Raw genomic sequence first — 22,417 nt, forward strand, 5'->3', positions numbered from 1 at the left:
TTTCCTTATTATGTATCATCATCAAAACTAGGCTCTACCAGAGAGCATGCCGTAAATTGTCATAGGTTTGAGGGCATAGACCTTAACCAACCACCATATCCAGCGCTCTTGTGTTGGATCAAGTGGGAAAGAAGGTGCGGGTTTGGCTGTCCAGTTAAATTCAAGCATTGCCACCGTTCCAATACTCGTAATCAAAGGACATACCGTATAACCATCGTACTCAGCAGGGAGTTTTGCTTGTTTTTCCATCACTGCGATTAAGTTTTCGGCAACGACATTGTATTGTTTACGCGCACTTCCGCCCGTTTTTCCCATAGGCACAGCGGCAACATCTCCTAATGCAAAAATATTTTTGTAGGTAACGTGTTGCAGAGTCTCTTTCACAACTGGAACCCAGCCTTTGCTCGAACCAACCGGTGATTTTCCAACAAAATCAGGAGCTTTTTGAGGAGGCGTGATATGGATAAAATCGTATTTTTTCTCGACCAATTTGCTCATAGAGACCATCGTGTACTCTTTAAGATCTTCGTCGTATTCACCTTTTTCAAGCCATTTCTTCTCAAAGGTTGCCATTTTTTTCTCAGTATCAATCGCAACTAAATTGGTTTTAAACTCCCATTTAAAATCTCTGACTTTAAACTGCTCAAAAATGGCGGCATTGTATTCAGGTACGCCAAACATTTTATCGCCTGATGGACAAAAGGTTAATTCTACTTTATCTCTTACACCCGCTTTTTTGAGTAAATCATGTGTAATGTACATAACTTTTTTAGGTGCGCCACCACATTTAATCGCCGTATCAGGGTCGGTAAAAATCGCTTGAAGTTTTTCAGGACCTTTGTGTGCTTTGGCTTTAGCGATCAGCTCTTCGATACCTTTTTTGGTATCCACGGCGCCATCGGCAAAATAGACAGAGTAAACGCCATCTTTTCCCACTTTTTTGCGCACAACATCATTCGCACCCATGGAGGTAATTTCGCCTTCTAAGCCTTTAATAGCCCCAAAATTCAGTGTCAATCCCGTTGCTACTACTAAATAATCGTACCCAATCTCTGTGCCATCAGCTGTTTTGACTTTATTGTTTTGTGGATCGAAACTCACAACCGAGTCTTTAATCCACTTAACCCCTTTAGGGATAAAATTCGCCGTTTCATAGGTAATGTCACTTTTTTCCCATACACCAGCTGCGATCAACGTTTGCCCGGGTTGATACGAAACAGAGTATGGATTTGGCTCGATCAGCGTAATGTCAGGGTTTGCAAGTCTGTTTGTAAGCTTTGCAGCGGTTGCAATGCCCGCAAGACCACCGCCTACGATTACAATTTTGCCTGTAGCATTCGAACTCGAAGCTTCAGCTTCTGTAGCGATTGTTGCACTTGCTATAACACTTGCAGCAATTGGAGATGCTGCCAATAACTTCATCGCATTACGGCGAGACATTCCACGTTCATGCTTTTCAATCTCAAAGAGTATCTCCTCAATGATTTTGTCTGATTTCATCGTTTTCCCATCCTTTTTGGTTGTGTATTTCCCCATTCTACTTCCAACAATCTGAGGCTTTCCTTGGTTAAAAATATTATACTTGATTATTTTAGTTGTTTATAATCTTCTGAAATTGTCCTCATAATGTAATGTTATCCAAACCAAACATTAAGTTTCTTTTTCCTAAAATCTTCTATTCACTTTAGCTCAAGTAGGCATTATGTTAAAACGAGAAGTTCTTATTTTTATCGTCATTTTTCTCTTCCTATCCTTAGGAATGCACATGAACCAGTGGCTGACACATCCTTTAGTGCATTTACAGCAACTCTCCATCCACAAAATGCCCTACCATCCGCTGCTTTACACCGTAATTGTCTACCTTCTTTTAGCATTAATTCGCGCGTTTATCAACACATTTATGAAACTTTTTAGACAAAAATAGGCTGAAAATGATTGGGTGTGATTTAGGCTCCAATACCCTGCGTATTGTGGAAATAGCGTGTGAGAGTAAAACCCGTGTGAAGGCGTTTGAGCGCATTGTGCGCACCGCAAAAGATTTACATGTAACGGGGAGGATCAGTGAAATTTCAAAACAGAATATTTTGAATGCGCTAAAAGAAGCTTCTAAAATTTTTGATTTTAAACAGGAAAAATGCTTCTGTGTGACGACTGAAGCGATGCGCGTGGCGTCCAATGCGAAAGAAATTTTAGACGAAATTGAGGCATGTTTTGGGCTTTGTTTTGAAATTATTTCAGGTGAAAGAGAAGCGTACTTAACTTCATTAGCGATCGAGAATGCCCTAAAACGTGAGGGTTTTGAGCATCAAACCTACGCCTTGTTCGATCTAGGCGGAGGCTCAACAGAACTCACGTTTTGCCGGAGTGGTATCAAACAGTCTCAAAGCTTTCCCTTTGGCATTATCAACACCGCGGAGCGCTATACACAAGAACGTGAAGCGCATGTTGCACGCATTGTAGAGTCCATTAGCCCGTTTGTGCAAACGCAACCCGATATTTCTTCCACTTTTTTACAATTAGTAACAACTGCAGGAACACCAACCACGGTTGCCGCTTTTTTAGAAGGGCTGGATTATGCCCATTACGATGCAAACAAAGTCAATGGAAAGATCTTACATGTAAACGATTTTGAAGAGGCGTATCAGCGATTAAGTTGTATGAATGAGAGCGATGCAGAGCGCTTCACAGGTACGAATCGTAAGGATTTGGTGGTTGTGGGAATTTTAATTGTCAAAGCGATGATGCGTAAACTTGGCTTTGAAAAATGTATTGTCGTTGATGATGGACTCAGAGAAGGGGTTGTTCTAGAGCAGTGTTACAATTTAGCACGATCCTAAAATACGCCTTCCAAATGAACCCTTTTTAATCTTTCTTTGCTATAATAACCCACTTTTTTTACAGAGCTTTACGGTACTTTGTAAATAATGATTGAGTCTTAGCCGACCTGTTCGGCAAGCTTTAGCGCCCAAACATCGTATAAAAATTATGTAAAGGAGAGGTCATGGAGTTAAGCGGTTCCCAAATGGTCATAGAAGCACTACGTAAGGAGAATGTCAGCGTCGTCTTTGGCTATCCTGGTGGTGCTATCATGAATGTTTACGATGAAGTTTACAAACAAAACTATTTTAAACATATTCTCACACGACACGAGCAAGCAGCCCTTCACGCAGCCGATGGCTATGCCAGAGCCAGCGGAGAAGTCGGCGTTGCCTTTGTGACCAGTGGTCCTGGTTTTACCAATGCTGTCACTGGACTTGCAACAGCCTATATGGATTCCATTCCGATGGTCGTCATCAGCGGTCAAGTTCCGATTAGTATGATCGGAACCGATGCGTTTCAAGAGATTGACGCGGTGGGTATTAGTCGTCCGTGTGTTAAACACAACTATTTGGTTAAAGATGTCAAAGATTTGCCACGTATTTTAAAAGAGGCGTTTTACATTGCACGAAGTGGACGTCCAGGTCCCGTACATGTCGACATTCCTAAAGATGTCACAGCACAGATGGGTCACTTTGCGTATCCGAGCGAAATTAAGATGCAAACGTATAAGCCAACTTATAAAGGCAATCCACGTCAGATTAAAAAGGCAATTGAAGCGATCCAAGCTGCTAAACGTCCGGTACTTTACATCGGTGGTGGTGCGATTAATTCTAACGCTAGCGCAGAAGTAAGGGAATTTGCAAAGCTCTGTGGTATTCCTGCGGTTGAAACCTTAATGGCACGTGGTGTTATGGGTGATGAGAACCCACTGCTTCTTGGAATGCTTGGAATGCACGGCTGTTACAGTGCCAATATGGCAATGAGTGAAGCCGATCTTATGATCGCATTTGGCCCACGTTTTGATGACCGTGTTACAGGAAAACTCAGTGAATTTGCCAAACATGCCAAAATCATTCATGTCGATATTGATCCTAGTAGCATTGGAAAAATTGTCCCGATTGATTACCCCATAGTAGGTGATCTTAAAAACGTTGTTGAAGCGATGATTCCTCTGGCAAAAGAGCAAATCGATGAGAGTAAATACAAACCGTGGCGCGATCTGTTAAAGCGCTACGATGAGATTCATCCTCTTAAATACGAAGACTCAAATGAGATTCTTAAACCACAGTGGGCGATTGAACGCGTAGGGCAATTACTGGGCGATAAAGCCATTATCTGTACTGACGTTGGGCAACACCAAATGTGGGCAGCACAGTTTTATCCCTTTTCCTACCCTCGCCAATGGCTCAGCAGCGGCGGACTTGGAACAATGGGGTATGGACTTCCTGCAGCCATTGGCGCTAAAGTTGCCGTGCCTTCTAAAACCGTTATTAACTTTACGGGTGATGGCTCCATCCTTATGAACATTCAAGAGTTAATGACCGCGGTTGAAAACAAAGTTGCGGTGGTTAACATCATCTTAAACAACCAATTTTTAGGCATGGTTCGCCAATGGCAAACGTTCTTTTACAATAAACGCTACTCGTCAACCGACCTTTCCGTTCAACCTGATTTTGTCAAATTGGTGGAGAGTTTTGGCGGCCGTGGCTTTAGGGTTACCACCAAAGATGAGTTTGACAAAGCCCTTAAAGAAGCGATTGAGAGTAACACGGTCTGTATGATCGATGTTCAAGTCGACCGTTTTGAGAATGTTTTACCGATGGTTCCAGCAGGTGGAACGCTTTACAATATGATGCTTGAGTATAAGGAGTAAGCGATGGAACATATCAGAAGAGTTTTATCGGTTATCGTTTTAAATGAAGATGGCGTTTTATCGCGCATATCGGGTCTCTTTGCGGGTCGTGGGTACAATATTGATTCATTGACCGTGGCTCCTATACCCAAAACAAATCTATCGAGGTTGACGATTGTCACCTCAGGCAGTACGCCTGTTTTGGAGCAGATCGTTAAACAGTTGCATAAGCTGATTCCGACCTATAAAGTCATTGAATCAGGTCAATTTGTTGAAAAAGAGATGGCGCTCGTTAAAATTCCTCTTAGTGAAGATTTTAACGGTCTTGATGCGATGCTTAAAGCGTACAATGGCACGATTGCAAGCAGTGGTGAAGATTTTATCGTTGTCATGGTTGCCGATGATTACGATCGTATCGACAACTTTTTAAAAGCGGTTAAAAAATACAATCCTACCGACATCGTTAGAAGCGGCTCAGTCGCGATGGATATTTAGATGAAACTAAGCCTTTTAGCCCAAGCGATTTCGCTTGAATTTTCAGGAATGGATCAAGAGGTTACCTCCTTTGCAACACTCAAGGAGGCGACTTCTTCGCAGATCGCTTTTTTTGTCAATCCTAAACTTTTAGGCGATTTACAAAACACCAAAGCAGGGGTCGTCATTCTCCCTGCTGCTTTTTTAGAACATCTTCCTTCAAGTTCCCAAGCGCTTATCAGCGACAATCCTTATTTGAGTATGGCGTATGCGAGTGCCTTTTTTGCTAAAAAACCGTTTGATACCTCGTCTCCTGCTACGATTTGCGAAAAAAGTAGCATTGGGACGCACGTGGTTATCGGCAGTGGCAGTGTTGTGGAAGAGGGCGTGCAGATTATGCCCAATGTCACGATAGGTGCAAATGTAAGCATTGGTAAAAATGTTGTGATTTACCCTAATGTTGTGATTTACGATGGTTGTGTCATTGGCGAGGGTTGCATCATTCAAGCGGGAACGGTGATTGGAAGTGACGGTTTTGGTTATGCTCATACAAAATTGGGTGAGCATATTAAGATCTATCACACGGGAAATGTCATTCTGGAAGAGAATGTGGAAGTAGGGGCAAATACAACCATAGACAAAGCTGTTTTTGGATCGACGATCATTCGAAAAGGGACAAAAATAGACAACCTCGTTCAAATTGGGCACAATTGTGAATTGGGGCAGTATTGTATTATTGTTGCACAATCGGGATTGGCAGGTTCATCCAAACTCGGGCGTAACGTTGTTATGGGTGGACAAAGTGCAACAGCTGGACATTTGGAGATTGGTGATTTTGCAACGATTGCTGCACGCGGTGGCGTTTCAAAATCAATAGAGGGCGGTAAAACGTACGGTGGTTTCCCACTGACTTTGCAAAGTGAGTGGCTTAAAACGCACGCAAAAATAGCGAAATTTTTTACAAAGAATTAAAAGGATCAAGCCATGGGCGGAAAAAACACAATATTAACAAAATTTCCATTAGCAGGAACAAAAAACGGAATTATTTCGATCTCGCATTTAGAAGAACCGTATGGAAGTGGTTCATTTCCAGTTGTAAGCATCGGTATTGCTTTGAAGAAAAATGGCGAAGAGCCTGATTGGAAAGCGCATATTCCTTATGAAAATCTTGATGAACTCATTGCAGCACTTCAAGATGCCAAAGTGCGTTTTGGAACACCTTCAAAATAACACACAATTGTTTTACATGTAAAGAATCTTTACATGTAAAACGTTCTCATTCAATTTTTATAAAACTCGATTTTCAAGCAATAAAAGTACCAAAGGTACGTGGGCTTTTCGCCGAGAAAAACCCAGTGTTAACGTAGCTTTTAAAGCTTTGCTTCAAAAGTGTGTTGAGAGTTCAGAAAGAACTCTCTTAAATTGAATCAATATACTCTTCGATTGCAACCGCAGCACGTTTTGAAAAAGCGACTGCTTCGACTACCGTTCGAGCTCCCGTTACCACGTCTCCTGAGGCAAAAACACCTTCCATTGTTGTACGTCCACTCTCATCCGTAATAACTAAGCCTTTTCCATCCACTTCAATTTGGCGTGCAGATTGGACAATATTGTCTTTAGGGCTCTGACTAATGGCGATTAAAATAGAATCTGCTTCCAATAATCCCTCTTCACCACTCTCATCCGTACTAGCGTAGATAACACCTTGTTCGGTAATTTCAATAGGCTGTTTGTAAAGCTCAAACTTGACACCATCGATTTTGGCACACTCGACCTCATGATGCGATGCAGGAATGTCTTCCATCCCTTTTCGATACATAATAATCACTTCACGTGCGCCATGACGCACCGCTGTTCGTGCCACATCCATTGCGACATTGCCTGCCCCTAAAACAACCACTTGGTGTCCTAAACGGTAGACCGAAGGATTTTTGAGATAGTCAATCGCAAAATGCACATGTCCTAAGCTCTCGCCTTTAATACCCAATTTCTTCGGAGCCCAAACCCCTGTTCCAATAAAAATAGCTTTAAAATCATCACGGAAAAGATCGGCGATGGTGATGTTTTTACCAATGGTAATGTTCGGGCGAATCGTAACGTCTAACTGGCGAAGTTTCGTCTCAATCGTATCTAAGATCTCTTTATTGAGCCTAAAATCAGGAATACCATAGCGAAGTACGCCACCGATTTTATCGTGGGCATCGTACATCGTAATCTCGTACCCTTTTGCTCCTAAAATAACCGCTAAAGAGATACCCGCAGGGCCACTTCCGATAATTGCAACTTTTTTGCCATTTTTGATGGGTTTTTCAAACTGAAGATCGTTCATGTAGAGATCGGAAATATAATTTTCAATACTTCCAACACTCACCGCCGTTCCCTTTTTATTGAGAATACAGTGCCCCTCGCAATGTTTTTCATGCGGACAGACCATGGAACAGATGACGGAGAGGGGGTTATTATCAAACAGTAATTTACCTGCTTCTTTAATCTCGCCTGCCAAAAAAAGACGAATCATTTCAGGAATGGGCGTGCCAACAGGACATCCAGTACGACAGGATGGCTTTTTACAGCCCAAACAGGTTTTTGCAAGAGTAATGACATATTTGTTCATCGCGTTAAGCCTTTATCTATGTGTGTAAAAATAATGTCGGAATTGTATCAAAACTATAAGATTTTTTTGAGAAGTTTTAACTTAACGAAAGAGGGTACTTTTTTTGGGAGTACCCTTTAGAAGTTTACTTGTAATTTTTAACAAAAGAGGCAATACGTTCAATGCCATCTTTAATCGTTGCATCATCGGTCGCAAAAGAGAGTCTAAAATACCCTTCCGTGCCAAACCCAATACCTGGAACAACCGCAACGCCTTTTTCTTCAAGCAATTTTTGACAAAACTTCATAGAGTCATTTTCAATCGCTTTGGTATTGACGAACAGATAAAAAGCGCCTTCTGGTTTTAACACCGAAATACCCTCAATTTGATTTAAGAGCTCATGCGCAAGATTACGTCTTCGCTCAAATGCTGAGCGCATGATTTCAATATCCGCATCGGCTAAGCCATTGAGTGCAGGAACCGCCGCTTTTTGCGTAATAGAGTTGATGTTTGAGGTGCTTTGTCCTTGAAAATCAACGATCGCATCAGTAATCTCTTTAATAGGACAGGCAAAGTAACCAAAACGCCAGCCCGTCATGGAGACTGATTTACTCAAACCATTGACCGTAATGGTGCGTTTAAACATATCTTCACTGATCGATGCCACTGAAGTGAATACAAGACCATCAAAGAGAATTTTCTCATACATCTCATCGGAAACCACTAAAATGTTGGTTCCTTTTAACACGTCTGCTAAAGCCGTAAGCTCTTCTTTGGAATAGACAGAACCTGTTGGGTTAGAAGGGGTGTTGAGTAACAGTGCTTTTGTTTTTGGGGTAATCGCCGCTTTAAGCTGTGCAGGGGTGATTTTAAAACCACTGGTTTCATCGGTATCAATAAACACAGGTGTTCCATCACTGTACTTGACAATTTCAGGATACGTTACCCAGTAAGGGGCAGGAATAATGACTTCATCACCTTCGTCAATGATTGCTTGAAAAATGTTAAACAATGAATGTTTCGCACCTACATTGACCACAATATCGGAAGGTTTATAGTCAAGATTGTTTTCACGCTTCAATTTTCCAGCAATTGCTTTTAACACTTCTGGAGTACCGCCAACCGCGGTGTATTTTGAAAAACCATCGTTAATCGCCGCAATCGCCGCATCTTTGACAATTTGTGGCGTATCAAAATCAGGCTCACCCGCTGAAAAACTCAGAACATCTCGACCTTGTGCTTTAAGGTCTCTCGCTAAAGATGTAATCGCCATAGTAAGAGACGGTGATAAAACTTGGATTCTTTTAGACAGCATGAAACTTTCCCCTATAAAAATATCGTGCAGATTATAGCGAAAAATTAGCCTGTTTCTCTTATATTTTTTACAAAAAAAGCTATTCCCATGGTGCTTTTTGAAAAACAGTTGTAAAGAAAGGATCCTCTAGAGTTTGAACGAGCTCATGTGCAAAGCTAAGGAGACCAGTATAGCCTATAAAAGAGGTTTGCAACACAGGTGAAACCTCGATAAAAGCGATTTTGGATGCAGCCGCGGAATGATAATGATGAACATCGCAGAGTAAAATATCCACCGCTTCTTCGTCAATGATCTCTTCAAGCTCTTCGTAAGGGTCGCGAATGACCATACCTTGACCTTTTAACAATTCAAAAACTTTTTCACTATCATCTTGTGTGCATTGGTAAATGGCAGTTGCTGCGATGCGAACATTCAGCTCTTTTAACATAGGAATAAATTGCCATGAGTATTTGCCTTTAAGATCGAGTAGTGCGACTTTATCCTTTAAAACTGTGCAACAAGATTCTAATGCTTGATGGAGACTTTTCTCTTCACGCGCAATAAACTGCTCTGAAATACGCGTCAGTTTTCCATCGGCAAAAATTTCAACGATGGAGCGAATAGCATCAGAAGTTGCGTGCCTTCCATAAAAGGAGACCTCGACCCAAGGAATATCCCACATCTCTTTCATCTTTCTGGCTAAACTGACCATCGGTTTAGCCCCAATCAGGACATTGAGTTTTACACAGTGCGCCATTTGTGTGCGCTCCACATCTTCCACGCCTCCAAAGATCCAATGGATGCGAAAACCAATGCTTTCAAGGAGCATTTTATACGCATTCATTTCATTCAGCGAGGCGTTAAAACCTATGAGATTAATGTCGTATGCCAAAGCATCCAAAGGCTCTTTTTGCCCCATTAACTGTTGCATCAGTGTCACGCCTGCAATGCGTGCACCAAACGGAACACCGCCCATAAACCCTGCTGCATTGATGAGAATAATCGGGATACCAAGGGTTTCTTGCTTGGTGTTTATAATGCGTTCAATATCCTCACCAATTAAAGAGCTTACGCAGGTCAGATAGATAAAGATGACTTCGGGATGAATATGCGCATAAACGTAGTTTATGCTTGAAGAGAGTTTGTCTTCACCTCCAAAAATGAGATCGTGTGCGTCCATTTGTGTGGTAAAAACAGAAGAGGGCGCATTCTGAAAAAGATGTGTTACCTGAGGACAAGTACTTGGCGAATGAATAAGATGCGCCGCATTTTTGAACGGCAATAAGGCTTGAAGCGCTCCTTCAAACGAACATCCACCAATCATAGTGCCAGGACTAAGCCGCTCACAGGTCACTTTTTTCTCTGTATTGGTATTGTGACTACAGCTGGATTCGTTGAACAGCTCTTTAATGCTCTGATAACGCGACATTTTTCTTCCTTACTGCTTAAAGATACTCTTCAACACCGATCTCAAATTTTTGGATTTTATACCCAATTTGGCGGTTGCTAATGCCCAGTTTTTTTGCCGCATGAATCTTAATGCCACTGCACTCTTTCAGCACTTTAATGATCGTCTGACGCTCCAACTCCTCCAAATCTGCCTTCGTTTCAAAGACTTTGATGTCGACATGTGTCTTTGCCGGAAGCACGGAGGAGAGGACGTGCGCGTTTACATGTAAAGAGGGAGCGAGCAGAACAATGCGCTCCATACAGTTTTCAAGCTCACGAATATTGCCCGGCCAATTGTATGCTTTAAGCAGTGTTTCCGCATCGTTCATCAACATACGCTCTTTGCCATGACGCCTGCAAAAACGCTCCAAAAAGTAGCGTGAAAGCAAAATAATATCTTCGCCTCGATCGCGCAGTGGAGGGGAGTGAATCGGAATCACATTGAGCCTATAGAAAAGGTCTTCCCTAAAACTTCCTTGGCGTACCATCTCTTTGATATCACGGTTCGTTGCCGCCACAATGCGCACATCGACTTTGATGGTCTTGGTTCCACCTAGCCGTTCAAACTCTTGTTCTTGAAGCACGCGCAACAGTTTGGCTTGAAGGTTTAAACTCAAATCGCCCATTTCATCCAAAAAAAGCGTTCCCTCATCGGCAAGCTCAAAACGCCCTTTGCGCATCTCTTTAGCATCGGTAAAAGCGCCTCGCTCATGCCCAAAAAGCTCGGTCTCCAAAAGGTTCTCAGGAATGGCGGCACAGTTGAGTTTGATGTAGGGTTTTTCTTTGCGCAGACTGTAGTTATGGATGGCTTTGGCAATAAGCTCTTTACCCGTACCTGTTTCACCGCTGATCAAGATGGTGGAGCTTGTACATGCTACTTTGCCCACAATCTCCAAAACATTTTGAATCACATTGCTATGACCGATGATCTCATTTTGTTTTAAAATCTCTTCTTTGTAGTAGAGTTTTTCTTCTTTAAGACGCTTCTTTTCATCATTAATCGTCTGATTAATCTGCTGTGACTGTGCCATCAATGAAGCAGTAATCGTTAATAGTGTCACTAATTCCTCAAAATCTAAGAGCGATTTTTGCGTTAAACTCACACCCAAAACGCCAAAGAGTCTGTTTTGAGAAAGAGCTGGGATGGCAAGATAGGAGATTTCACTCTCTTTGAGACTGCAGCTTTTATTGAGAAAAAGGATATTTTGATGAACATTTTCAATGACAACGGGCTCTAAAAATTGCGCACACAATCCCGTAGCACCTTCACCAATGTGATAGGTCGCTAACAGTTCTTGCCGTTTGCTAAGCCCCACAGAGCTTAAGACTTCAAGTTCATTGCTCTCATCATTGAGCGCATAATAGATGCTTTTATCCATGTAAAAATGCCGCTTCAGTAGGCTGAGTGTTGTTTCAAACGCTTTTTCGATGCCAAGTTCACTGCCTTTAAGTGCGACGGAGATTTCGTATAAAACCCGAAGCTCTTGATAACGTGGGCAATCTTTGATGGGGCTGATGCAAATCGTATCCACAGGCTCTCTCCTCAGTTTTGATGAATGGCAACGTATCGTAGTATAATTAACTATACTATGATAGTATACTGCTTAGTAGAAGAACGATGAATCACAAAAGTGCCTCTTTATTGAACAATTCGCTATTCGAGGCAATATTTTCTTTTGCACTGAGCTCATAGGGTTCAATTTTAAAGACAGAGACGGCTTTGCCATCGTGTGTGGAGCGATACTTTTCGATCAAACTTCCCGAGAGTTGGTGCTTATAGTAGTGTGGCGTGTATTTATCCAGCAATTTTTGAAGCACTAAAGAGGACTCTTCGGCGTCCATCACTTTATCCGCCTCGCCAAAAATGATCACACTGCGATACGCCGTATCGGCATGACAGGGAACAGGGTCGACGACGGTGCCGTATTCATAGAAGATGGTGAAGCAGACGGAAGGTTTTTGAAGCAAAATGCTCTCTTTTTTACCACTTCCCATGCCATGAAAGTAAACAGCACCCTTGTGCCATACGTAATTCACAGGCGTGGCGTAAGGGAAATTTTGCTCATCCACCATCGCGCGTCTCGCTCAAAAAGGCTTCAATAATCGCTTCATCGGTACAAATTCTCTTGGTATAACAAATTGTGTGCATATTTTTTCTCCTCGTGATGGAGGGATTTAGCTTTACATGTAAAGACAAAATCCCTCTGTTTTTCTACCAAACGTTGAGTAACCACTCTTTGTTTCGTTTGTATTCCATATCGCTAAACAGTGTATTGGCGATCTCTTCCGCAAGCCAAATCGCCCCTGCATAACCCACAATAGGATGACGATACAATCCAGCGCGATCAAAGGTTGGAAAGCCCACGCGCACCATCGGGATGTTATTGTCAATCGCGGTAAATCTACCTTTGGAATGCCCCATAATAAGATCAAGCTTTAAGCCTTTGTTTTTGATGCGATCTTCAAGTTCCCAAAGGTCCGCATTGGTGATGATCTCCATATCAAAATCTACTTTGGATTGAAGATTTTTGATGCGCGCATCTTTTTTGTAGCCTGAATTATCATCGCCCAAAAGAAGGAGTATGGGTTTCATCTCCATATCGATGCAAAATTCCGCCAAGCCGATAACAAGATCAGCGTTTCCGTAAATAGCCACACGTTTGTCCGCTAAGAACATATGCGCAAGATCGGTAATCGCATCGATAGCAATACCACGCTCTTTCACCAATGCTGCAGGAATGGGTTTTCCTGTGAGTTGTTTAAGGTGTTGTAAAAAGGTATCGGTATTGCGAATGCCAATGGGGGTTGGTCCTATGATTGAAGGTACTTGAAAATTTTTCTCCAAATATTTGGCTGCTTTACCGCCCTCATAGCGATTGAGTGCAATTGTACCAATGGCATCGCCGGTACTGATCATATCTTCCACCGTCGTATCGCCATGAGAGACTTCGCATTGCCCGCTTGGCATCAAAGGAGAGTCAAAACTCTCGATCTCAAACAGAACCGTCGCATCAATCTCCATCATTTTCAAAAGATGTTTGAGTGCAGTCACATCGCCTGGATTAACCCAACCCGTGATGAGATTGATCTTGCCATTGGGCGTATCCGTTTTTTTCGCAAAGGCTTTGAGCATCGATTCGACCGCAACATCGTAACCACTGACCATACTGCCTTTAAAACTCGGTGTATGCACTGGAACGAGATGGACTTCGCGCCCTTCGTATTTGTCTTTTAAAAGCCCATTATTAAGCTTGGTGATAACACCTTCGATATCATCGCCAATAATTTCCGTCGAACATGTCGTAATAATTGGAATGACTTTGATGTCGGGATAACGCATTAAAAGGACATCCACCGCTGTTTCAACCCTTCCCGTTGCTCCAAAAACAGCACTGTCTTCATGCAACGAAGAAGAGGCGATGTCGAAGTTATCTTTGAAATGTTGCGCAAACAGCATCCGCACAAACATAACGCACCCTTGCCCACCGTGAACAATGGCGATACAATCTTTGATGCCAATACTCACGTACTGTGCGCCACACGGCTGACATGTAAAGATCGGGTTAATAATACCCGTACGATCTTTTGCTCTGAGTTCACATGACATGGTTTATCCTTTTTTAGTATCGTGCAACTGTCAGCTCTTTGTTGAGCGAACCGCTAATCGTGACGTAGTCAATACGTTCTTTAAGCTTTTCTATCAGCACCTTGATACTCTCTTTATCCATTTCCGCAAACCACGCAAAGCGCGCTCGAAACGCTTCAGCTAAGGAGAGGGCATCGACCCAATAGCAACGATCCTCTGGCGTCTCTTTCGCCACTTCTTCATCGCATAAAAGTTGCTTTGTTTTGCTAAGAACCCCTTCGTTTTGCCTCTCTCTATCCCACGATCTTGAGTGAAACTGCCAAAGGCAATGTTTCATAATATAATCTTCCATCTGCATGATTCGAGCACTTTGTGTCGATTGTATTTGCATATTTACTTTTTCATCGCTCATTGGTTTCTCCTTTAAACCGCTGCTTGCTCGTGATTACGAGACAACTCAGGGTCATACACTTTACCTCGAAGTTTCGTCACACAATCAAAATCACCCGTGTACGGTCTCTCTCCCTCCACATTCGCTTCTTCTGGTATCAATTTTACATCGGAGATCATTTTGCGTGTCATAAAGCCTTTATCCGTCGCAATCGGGTCTCTGCTGATGTCAATGCCTGAGAGCTGATGAATCGGAGAGAACGCAGCATTGTAAATATCACGCGCAAAGCGAACCCACCCCTCATACCCTTTGTACGGTCCATTATGATAGGCGTGGGCATTGAGGTATTGAACCCGACGTTTTTTAGCCACTTCTCCAGGGCGCATACCCGTGAAGATGACATCGGGTTTGAGCTTATCCATCGCTTCGATGCCTTCAAGCTCGTTCGGATCATCAATGGCAAGTGTGCCGGGTTGGGCTCGTGCTACGCCTTTTTCCATATCACCTTGGTGCCCAAATTTGGTGTACAAGGAGACAACTTCAACGCCCATCTCTTCATGAATCACATTCGCCCAATGCCACAGTTTTGAACCTCCAGGCCACAAACATACTTTGACACCCGTCAGACGTTTTTTGTACCAATCAAGCTCAGGCTTCCAACGTGCGGTCTCTTCATCAATAATCGCTTGTGCGCGATCTTCAAGTCCAAAGAAGCGTGCTACTTTCATCAATGAATCGGAAAGTGGCTCAAACCCAAATCCATCGATATCAAGTCGTGGAATACCATACTTTACGCGAAGTTCGTTGCAGATATACTCAGCCGAACGTGCGCACTCAAGGACATTTAAATGCGCTCCGTGCATGCTTCTAAGCTCATCGTACGAGCCGTTGCCCGTAAAGCTTGAGAGCACTTGAATGCCCATGCGTTTGAAGTAGTCGCACATGATTTCACAATCGCCTTGAATGTTATAATCACCGACGTAGTTGATGACATAATCACTCGTAATTTTGGGCTCAACGGTTCCTACTTTTTCATGAATCCACGCAATGTTGATCTTATGATGCCCGCCTGATTGGCTAGGACCCGCAAAACCTGGCGAGTTACAGACAAAAATGTCTTTATCAGGCATCTCTTTGAGCACGTCTCTAGCAATCGCTTCCATATCATCCCCAATCAACGCTGACGCGCAGGTTTGATACACGGTCATACGGTTGATCGTCGGGTGCGCTTTGAAGGCTTCGATAATGTTCTTTTTGAGCAAATCGCCGCCACCAAAAACGACATGAGACTCTTTCATATCAGTGGCATAGGTGTATTTGAGCTGAAAGTTGTCGTTGTCGCTGATGTAACGTTTGGTGTGCCATGTATCATACGTACATCCCACAGGGCCATGACTCATATGAATCGCATCTTTCATAGGAGTGCCAATAACGTGTTTGGCGCCACAATAAGCACATCCTCGCTCCGAAATGGTTCCGGGGATGGTCAGAAGATGTCCTTCTGGAAGACATGAGGTCAAATCCTCGCCTTCACCTTTCACAACCGCATGTGACTTTCGCTCCGGAATGCAGGAACTGCATTCAAATTCATGATGTGGCATAGCTGGTTTCTCCTTTTTAATGTAGTCAATCATCCCCACACCAACTGCACGGAGTATTCCTGAGATTTAAAAAGGATAAAAGTGCCTATTGAAGGGCTTTTGAAAAACTTATGGAAAAAAGGAGGAGGGCTATTTTGACAAAATTGTAAGGGTAGGTATGTACAAAACAGTGAAAATGTAAAGCTTACATGTAAAAGAGTTTGGGAAGTAAAAAGGGGAGAGAAGAGTAAACGCGTTTAAAAAAGTTTACTCTTTAACGGATTCTAAATAGCATTTATAAATGGCTTCAAGTTCGTCATCTTTGATTTTGAGATCTTTGTTGGTGGTTAAGACCGCTTCTTCTAAAATCTTGATGCGTTTGAACATATAGATGAAAAGCTCTTTGTTGATGTCGGGGATTTTGTTGTGTGCCATAGGGTTTTTGTCGCGCCCTTTATCAATGATACGAGCAGGCAAACCCACCGCTGTTGAGTCATCGGGGATGCTTTTGACGACAACGGAGTTCGAGCCAATGCGGCAATTTTCACCAATGATAATATCGCCCAAGATTTTAGCACCTGAGCCAATAACGGTATGATTGCCAATCGTTGGATGACGTTTGACTCCACGATCCAAACTTACACCACCTAGCGTAACGCCTTGATAAATCAAAACATCGTCCCCCACAATCGCAGTCTCACCCACAACCACACCAAAGGCATGATCTATAAAGACACGGCGACCAATGGTGCACGCAGGGTGAATGTCCGTGTTGGTGATAATCTGCGAAATGCCCATCAGTGCGCGCGCAAGCGTTTTAAAACCCTTTACATGTAACGCATGCGCAATGCGGTAATTAGCCAGTGCCCAAACCCCTGGGTAGTTAAAAAAAAGCTCTACTTTCGAGTTGATAGCGGGGTCATGCAGAATCGGTTGGGAAAAATCTTCTTTAATTTTTTCCCACAAGGAGACAGAGTTCATTGCGAATTATCCTCATTGTTAATCGTTTTAAGATAGCCGTTGTCATTTAAGAAGAGGTAAATCTCACCTAAAATGTGTTTTTTCTCTTTTTCACTGATAATGTCAGACGCCTCAATGCGATCATTGAGATTTTCTTGAACCTCTTTAATGTCGTAATCAAGGTCTTCTAAAATGTCACTAATGCTTTGCGATTCTAAGATATTTTCAATCGAATAGCCATCATCATCAATAATAATAGTAGCCTCAGTTGGATGAGTAAAGAGGTTGTGTTTCATACCCAATACTTCTTGATAAGCCCCCACTAAGAAAAAGCCTAAGAAATAGTCACGATTTTTAATGTCCACATCGTGTAAAAAGAGTGGCGTTTCGGTGTTAAACCCTATCTCACCATCACTATCGCACGTGATGTCCCACAAAGAGGCTGAACGTGTAGGCACTTCATCCAAACGATCCAGAGGCATAACAGGAAACGTCTGACCAATGCCCCAAAAATCAGGCAAACTCTGGAAGAGTGAGAAGTTAACCAAGTAGCGCTCTTGCACACGATCTTGAATGTCTAGTATCTCACTGAGCTTTTTATCGGCAACCAAACCAACCGCTTTTTTGATGATAAGATTAACCAAAATCTCGGTATTAGAGCGATCTTGAAGGTCAATATACCCCAAATCAAACAGGGTCAATAACGACTCCATGTGATCGATACTATCGTGTAAAAATTCAAGCGCATTTTTACGGTTCATCGTACCTAAAAGATCGTATAGCTCTTGAACGAGAGGAGGGTTGATCTCTTTGGGTCTGAGCTTTTGATCGGTGTACTCTTGAGAGAAAAGCTCCAAAACAGGCGCAATAAGTACGGCATGGTGCGCAGCGACAAAACGTCCTGACTCGATGAAAATATCGGGTTCATGAACCCCTTTTTGGGTTGCGATGTCTTTAAGCAGATAGACAACGTCGTTGGCATACTCGCTTAAGGTATAGTTTTTATGCAGGGTAGTTTTATGTTGAGAGTATTCAACCGCCAAACCGCCGCCTAGATTGATCGCTCGAAGATGGGTTGCGCCCATACGACAGAGTTCTGCGTAAATATTTCCAGCTTCACGAAGCGCTTTTTTCAAAGGGGCAATGTCGGTAATTTGCGATCCGATATGAAAATGAATCATCGTAAATTTTTCAAGCAAATTGGCATCACGAAGCATATTAACCGCTTCTAAAAGCTCGGTGGAGGTTAACCCAAACTTGGAGTTAATACCACCACTTTTCGCCCAAATACCAATGCCAGAGCTGTGCAGACGAATGCGTAGACCAATATTAGGCACACACCCAAAACGATCTTTAGCAATGGAGATGATGCTCTCAAGCTCATTGAGTCCTTCAATGGTAAGCGTGATATTATGCCCCATCTCTGCGGCAATAAACCCTAACGAGATCATCTCATTATCTTTAAAACCATTCACGGTGATCGGAGCATCCGGATTGTTGTACGCCATCGCTAAAATCAGCTCCGCTTTACTACCAGCTTCTAGACCATAGTGATACTTTTGCCCTAAGGTGACAAGGTTTTTGACGAAATTGGGAAATTGATTGACCTTAAGAGGGTACACCGCACTAAAGTTACCTTCGTATCCAAACTCTTTTTTTGCATCAGCAAAACTTTTGTAAATCATACGGATCTGTTTTTGAATCAGATGCGGGAATCGAAGTAAAATAGGACCACGGATACCATCTCGTCGTATCTCTTGAATGATTTCTATCAAAGAAGGCTCACAGCCTGTGTTCACTTTTACCTTACCGTCTTCGATAAAAAAGTTATCGTTTCCCCATGTTTTGATTCCATAGTCCAATGTTTTGCTCCTTAAAAATGCGACAAATTGATAATTTTTTCTTCTTTACTCTCTAAATCTTTAATCCAAACACTCTGCTTCGCAAGCTCGTCTTCACCGATACATACACAAAATTTTACATACAATTTATCGGCCGCTTTAAGATGATTTTGGAGTGACTTTGACGCATACGAGGTTAAAACTTTCTCGGTTTTACGTTTTTCATCAACCAGCTTAAAGACGATCTCTTTCGCCCCATCGCAAAGTGCTGCAATATAGTAGCCTTCACGACTACTTTCTGGCATCTTAACCAGTTCCATCAATCGCTCAATGCCCATCGCAAAGCCAACAGCAGGCGTAGCCTTGCCATCTAAAAACTCAACCAAACGATCATATCGTCCGCCACCAGCGATGGCACTTTGCGCACCAATTTCGGAACTTACAAATTCAAACGCCGTTTTGGAGTAATAATCAAGCCCACGAACCAACTTTGGATTGACCACGTAAGCGACGCCAAACTGGTCTAGAATTGACTTTAATGTTGTAAAATCCTCTTTACATGTAACGCATAAATGATCAATGATCAATGGTGCATCCGCAAGCAACACTTTGCAGTGTTCGTTTTTACAATCCAGCACGCGAATCGGATTGGTCAGTTTTCGTCTTTCACAATCTTCACATAACCCTTCACGCGTCTCTAAAAATTTAACCAGTGTCGTGCGGTACTGAGGCATACACGAAGGACATCCCAAAGAGTTGATTTCCAGCGTAAACCCAATGCCAAGCGCTTCAAACATCGCCTTAAGCATCAAAATAATCGTTGCATCTTCTCTGACATCGCTTTCGCCAAAACTCTCCGCACCAAATTGGTGAAATTGTCGCAAGCGTCCTTTTTGAGGCCTTTCATAGCGAAACATCGGACCATGGTAGAAGAAGCGTCTTTTTTCGCCCGCTTTGTCGTATTTTTGCTGAATAAACGCTCTTACAACTCCAGCTGTGCCTTCAGGGCGCAAACAGACGTCGTTTTCACCTTTGTCAATAAACTGATACATCTCTTTACCGACAATATCACTGCTCTCACCCACACTGCGTTTAAAAAGTGCGGTCTCTTCTAAAATAGGCGTCTCGACAAACGAAAAGCCATACTGCTCCGCAATGCGTGAACAGGTTTTAATCATATAAAGATAGGTTTCACTGTGTGGCGAGAGGGTATCTTTCATTCCACGTAAAGCATTAATCATTTAAAAAATCCTCAATCTGTTTATAAATCGTCTCAATTTCGTGTGAAGCATCGACTTCCAAGACCTGAATCGGCAAGGTTTTAACAACGCGACGCATTATATCTTGAATCCGTAACAAATAGCTTACACCGCGCTCTTCAATTGCATCCTGCTCTTTTGCGCCCATGCGTTCACTCATCAGCGTCTTGTTTGTGAGAAAAAGTACGATTTTTTCAGGGTAAGACTCTTGCAGGGCTAAGCGGTTCATCGCAAGCAATAACTCGCCATCCACCTCTGCATGATTGGCACACGCATACGCGATCCCCGATAAAAAGCCACGATCGCTGATGACCAAGCGCTCATTGCGCGCAGGTTTGACAACACTATCGTAATGCAGTGCTCGATCGGCTAAAAACAAAAAAAGCTCTGCATTAAAAGAGCTTTTCAGCGCTCCACCCAACAACATTTCACGAAAATTCAAGCCTGTGGGCGTTCCACCAGGCTCTTTGGTCGCTAAAACTGTTTTATTGCGCTTGGCAAAAAGTGCCACTTGGGTACTTTTACCCGTCGTATCAATGCCTTCAAAAATCACATACATGTAAATCTACTTTGTAAATAAGGTAAAACCATAGGAGGGACTAAATGCGCAACATTCCCGCCATGTTTTGCGATGGAGCGTACCACAGAGGAGCTAATAAACGCATTTTTCAGACTGGGCATCAAATAAACCGTCTCAATTTCACTCCACAACGAGGCATTGGCATAGCCCATTTGGAGCTCAAACTCAAAATCACTCACAGCACGTAGTCCTCGTATCATCACGCGAATATCTTTCTCTTTTGAAAAACTGACCAAAAGGTTATCAAAGGGTTCAACTTCCACACCTTGCATATCTTTAATGGCGGCTTGCACCATCTCAACACGTGTGTTTATGTCAAAAACGGGACGTTTCTCTTCGGAAAGCGCTACAGCAACCAAGACTTTGTCGAAAAGCTTTTGCGCACGCTTGATGACATCCATATGCCCATTGGTGATAGGATCAAAAGTTCCTGGGTATATCGCGACTCTCATGCTCCCTCCCAACGTTGAAACAGGTTGTGTTCAATCCCTAAAAGATCAAACCATTTGCCAATCAAGAAATTTTCCATCGCTTCAAGGCTTGACGCCTTGGCATAATAACCCAAAATTGGAGGTGCAATATGTATACCAAGCATGGAGAGTTTGAGCATATTTTCCAAAGCAATCGCTGAAAAAGGCATTTCGCGAGGAGCCAAAAGAAGAAGGCGCTTCTCTTTAATCATCACCGAAGCAGTACGCGTAAGAAGATTGTCGGCAATGCCGTGTGTTATTTTAGCCAGCGTATTCATGCTGCACGGGATAATCGCCATAGCGTCTGTTTGAAACGAACCCGAAGCGGTGATGGCTCCGATATTTTCATCATCCAGTACAAAAGTATTGGCTTCTTTTGCGAGCACGATTTTGGCATGATCGGAGATAATAACGTACTTTTCAATGTTACTTGGAAGTGCCTTGATAAAGGCAAGCCCAAGCTCTACTCCACTGGCACCGCTAATGCCGACAATGATGCGTTTCATTCGAGGATAATCACTTCATGATGTGAAAGAATTTTTGCACTCAAAATTTTGCCTTGTTCTGTTTTAATTTTGACAACATCACCGATATTGCCGTCTTCCAAAAGGGTAGCTTGCACTTCTATAACCAAACCTTCCTCTTTGAGTAGCGCTTTAATACTCGCTTTTTTACTCACCATTTTTTTAACATCCAAATGAAAATCCGTCAAAATCTGACCCTCTTTAACACCGTTTTTGATCATACTATTGTGAGGTATTTCATTGGTAATCACACGTGTTGGAAGGGCATCTAAACTCTCCCAAACACTCTCGTAGTCATTGTTTGTGAGGATTTTACCGTTAAGCAAATTACGTTTTGCTTTAAACACCATCACCTTCGCATTCATCTCATAGGCAAAATAGAGCTTTTTATCCCGATCACCTACTTTAAAAATAGCCACAAAAGAGCCACTGTTTTTCTTAAGCATCGCCTCAGAGATCACAATATCAACAAGCTCATAGCGTTTAAAATCGGCAGGTAAAGAGGTTTTAATGGAGATACGCGGTTTTTCATCAATCATCACCAAAGGAGACGCTTCTTGAAATTTTTTTAAAAAGAGTTCAGTCATTGCATCCGCTTTGCCCATAAGAGAACAATTACGCCTAAAAATCACCACACCATCACTGCTATCGATGATGGTGACATTGCGATCACTAAAAGCTACACGCAGGGTACTGGTAGGAACGGTATACTGCACGCGTTCTTTGGGAATGGTGACAATAATG

General features: G+C 42.7%; 22 protein-coding genes. 6 read left to right on the plus strand and 16 right to left on the minus strand.

From position 1 onward, the window contains the following. Nucleotides 1–27: 27 nt before the first annotated feature. Nucleotides 28–1,500: an NAD(P)/FAD-dependent oxidoreductase gene (locus tag SHALO_RS08045; protein ID WP_069479374.1), complete on the minus strand. Its 1,473-nt coding sequence runs from the start codon at nt 1,498–1,500 to the stop codon at nt 28–30. 202 nt (nt 1,501–1,702) lie between these two features. Here SHALO_RS08045 and SHALO_RS15290 point away from each other — a divergent pair, with 202 nt between their 5' ends. The 6 genes from SHALO_RS15290 (at nt 1,703) to SHALO_RS08075 (ending at nt 6,376) form a co-directional block, all read left to right on the plus strand. Then, nucleotides 1,703–1,924 (plus strand): hypothetical protein, encoded by a 222-nt coding sequence (locus SHALO_RS15290; RefSeq protein WP_069478082.1) that lies wholly within the window; start codon nt 1,703–1,705, stop codon nt 1,922–1,924. Nucleotides 1,925–1,931: 7 nt separating this feature from the next. Then, on the plus strand, nt 1,932–2,837 hold the full coding sequence (locus SHALO_RS08055; protein ID WP_069478083.1) for a Ppx/GppA phosphatase family protein: 906 nt from the start codon (nt 1,932–1,934) through the stop codon (nt 2,835–2,837). A gap of 164 nt (nt 2,838–3,001) precedes the next feature. Further along, nucleotides 3,002–4,693, plus strand: coding sequence for an acetolactate synthase large subunit (locus tag SHALO_RS08060; RefSeq protein ID WP_025344772.1), 1,692 nt, complete (start codon nt 3,002–3,004; stop codon nt 4,691–4,693). 12 nt (nt 4,694–4,705) lie between these two features. Then, nucleotides 4,706–5,167: an acetolactate synthase small subunit gene (ilvN, locus tag SHALO_RS08065; RefSeq protein ID WP_025344773.1), complete on the plus strand. Its 462-nt coding sequence runs from the start codon at nt 4,706–4,708 to the stop codon at nt 5,165–5,167. Continuing rightward, nucleotides 5,168–6,118 carry a UDP-3-O-(3-hydroxymyristoyl)glucosamine N-acyltransferase gene (lpxD, locus tag SHALO_RS08070; RefSeq protein ID WP_069478084.1) on the plus strand — a complete coding sequence of 317 codons (951 nt, stop codon included), beginning with the start codon at nt 5,168–5,170 and terminating at the stop codon, nt 6,116–6,118. Between the two features lie 12 nt (nt 6,119–6,130). Beyond that, a complete protein-coding gene (locus tag SHALO_RS08075) occupies nt 6,131–6,376 on the plus strand; it encodes a hypothetical protein (RefSeq protein ID WP_025344775.1) in 246 nt (81 codons plus the stop codon). A 187-nt stretch (nt 6,377–6,563) separates the two neighbouring features. Here the strand turns inward: SHALO_RS08075 and SHALO_RS08080 are convergent, their stop codons facing one another. The 15 genes from SHALO_RS08080 to flgA all read right to left on the minus strand — a co-directional run bounded on the left by SHALO_RS08080 (nt 6,564) and on the right by flgA (nt 22,389). Further along, nucleotides 6,564–7,760 (minus strand): NAD(P)-dependent oxidoreductase, encoded by a 1,197-nt coding sequence (locus SHALO_RS08080; protein WP_069478085.1) that lies wholly within the window; start codon nt 7,758–7,760, stop codon nt 6,564–6,566. A gap of 124 nt (nt 7,761–7,884) precedes the next feature. Beyond that, the gene (locus SHALO_RS08085; protein WP_069478086.1) at nt 7,885–9,054 is read right to left on the minus strand and encodes a pyridoxal phosphate-dependent aminotransferase; all 1,170 of its coding nucleotides are present in this window, start codon (nt 9,052–9,054) and stop codon (nt 7,885–7,887) included. A gap of 79 nt (nt 9,055–9,133) precedes the next feature. Continuing rightward, nucleotides 9,134–10,462: a nitrogenase component 1 gene (locus SHALO_RS08090; protein WP_069478087.1), complete on the minus strand. Its 1,329-nt coding sequence runs from the start codon at nt 10,460–10,462 to the stop codon at nt 9,134–9,136. 16 nt (nt 10,463–10,478) lie between these two features. Continuing rightward, nucleotides 10,479–12,014, minus strand: coding sequence for a sigma-54-dependent Fis family transcriptional regulator (locus SHALO_RS08095; protein WP_069478088.1), 1,536 nt, complete (start codon nt 12,012–12,014; stop codon nt 10,479–10,481). A gap of 91 nt (nt 12,015–12,105) precedes the next feature. Beyond that, nucleotides 12,106–12,555: a pyridoxamine 5'-phosphate oxidase family protein gene (locus SHALO_RS08100; RefSeq protein WP_202968795.1), complete on the minus strand. Its 450-nt coding sequence runs from the start codon at nt 12,553–12,555 to the stop codon at nt 12,106–12,108. A gap of 139 nt (nt 12,556–12,694) precedes the next feature. After that, complete coding sequence (anfK, locus tag SHALO_RS08105) at nt 12,695–14,089, minus strand: Fe-only nitrogenase subunit beta (RefSeq protein ID WP_069478089.1); 1,395 nt, start codon at nt 14,087–14,089, stop codon at nt 12,695–12,697. A gap of 13 nt (nt 14,090–14,102) precedes the next feature. Beyond that, on the minus strand, nt 14,103–14,480 hold the full coding sequence (anfG, locus tag SHALO_RS08110; protein WP_202968796.1) for a Fe-only nitrogenase subunit delta: 378 nt from the start codon (nt 14,478–14,480) through the stop codon (nt 14,103–14,105). Between the two features lie 11 nt (nt 14,481–14,491). Beyond that, nucleotides 14,492–16,060 (minus strand): nitrogenase iron-iron protein, alpha chain, encoded by a 1,569-nt coding sequence (gene anfD / locus SHALO_RS08115; protein WP_025344783.1) that lies wholly within the window; start codon nt 16,058–16,060, stop codon nt 14,492–14,494. A gap of 246 nt (nt 16,061–16,306) precedes the next feature. Beyond that, entirely contained in the window at nt 16,307–17,020 is a 714-nt protein-coding gene (gene cysE / locus SHALO_RS08120) for a serine O-acetyltransferase (protein WP_069478090.1), read from the minus strand. Continuing rightward, nucleotides 17,017–18,861, minus strand: a complete 1,845-nt coding sequence (speA, locus tag SHALO_RS08125; protein WP_069478091.1) for a biosynthetic arginine decarboxylase — start codon at nt 18,859–18,861, stop codon at nt 17,017–17,019. Before speA ends, cysE begins: the two co-directional genes overlap by 4 nt. Nucleotides 18,862–18,872: 11 nt before the next feature. Then, the gene (gene hisS, locus SHALO_RS08130; RefSeq protein ID WP_069478092.1) at nt 18,873–20,081 is read right to left on the minus strand and encodes a histidine--tRNA ligase; all 1,209 of its coding nucleotides are present in this window, start codon (nt 20,079–20,081) and stop codon (nt 18,873–18,875) included. Then, complete coding sequence (gene tmk, locus SHALO_RS08135; protein WP_069478093.1) at nt 20,074–20,658, minus strand: dTMP kinase; 585 nt, start codon at nt 20,656–20,658, stop codon at nt 20,074–20,076. The genes hisS and tmk overlap by 8 nt, the downstream gene beginning before the upstream one ends. Continuing rightward, nucleotides 20,649–21,131: a pantetheine-phosphate adenylyltransferase gene (coaD, locus tag SHALO_RS08140; RefSeq protein WP_069478094.1), complete on the minus strand. Its 483-nt coding sequence runs from the start codon at nt 21,129–21,131 to the stop codon at nt 20,649–20,651. Before coaD ends, tmk begins: the two co-directional genes overlap by 10 nt. Then, nucleotides 21,128–21,655 carry a UbiX family flavin prenyltransferase gene (locus tag SHALO_RS08145; protein ID WP_069478095.1) on the minus strand — a complete coding sequence of 176 codons (528 nt, stop codon included), beginning with the start codon at nt 21,653–21,655 and terminating at the stop codon, nt 21,128–21,130. The genes coaD and SHALO_RS08145 overlap by 4 nt, the downstream gene beginning before the upstream one ends. Beyond that, entirely contained in the window at nt 21,652–22,389 is a 738-nt protein-coding gene (gene flgA, locus SHALO_RS08150) for a flagellar basal body P-ring formation chaperone FlgA (RefSeq protein ID WP_069478096.1), read from the minus strand. The genes SHALO_RS08145 and flgA overlap by 4 nt, the downstream gene beginning before the upstream one ends. Between the last annotated feature and the right edge of the window lie 28 nt (nt 22,390–22,417).

It is taken from the genome of Sulfurospirillum halorespirans DSM 13726, assembly GCF_001723605.1.
In the GTDB taxonomy this organism is placed as follows: domain Bacteria; phylum Campylobacterota; class Campylobacteria; order Campylobacterales; family Sulfurospirillaceae; genus Sulfurospirillum; species Sulfurospirillum halorespirans.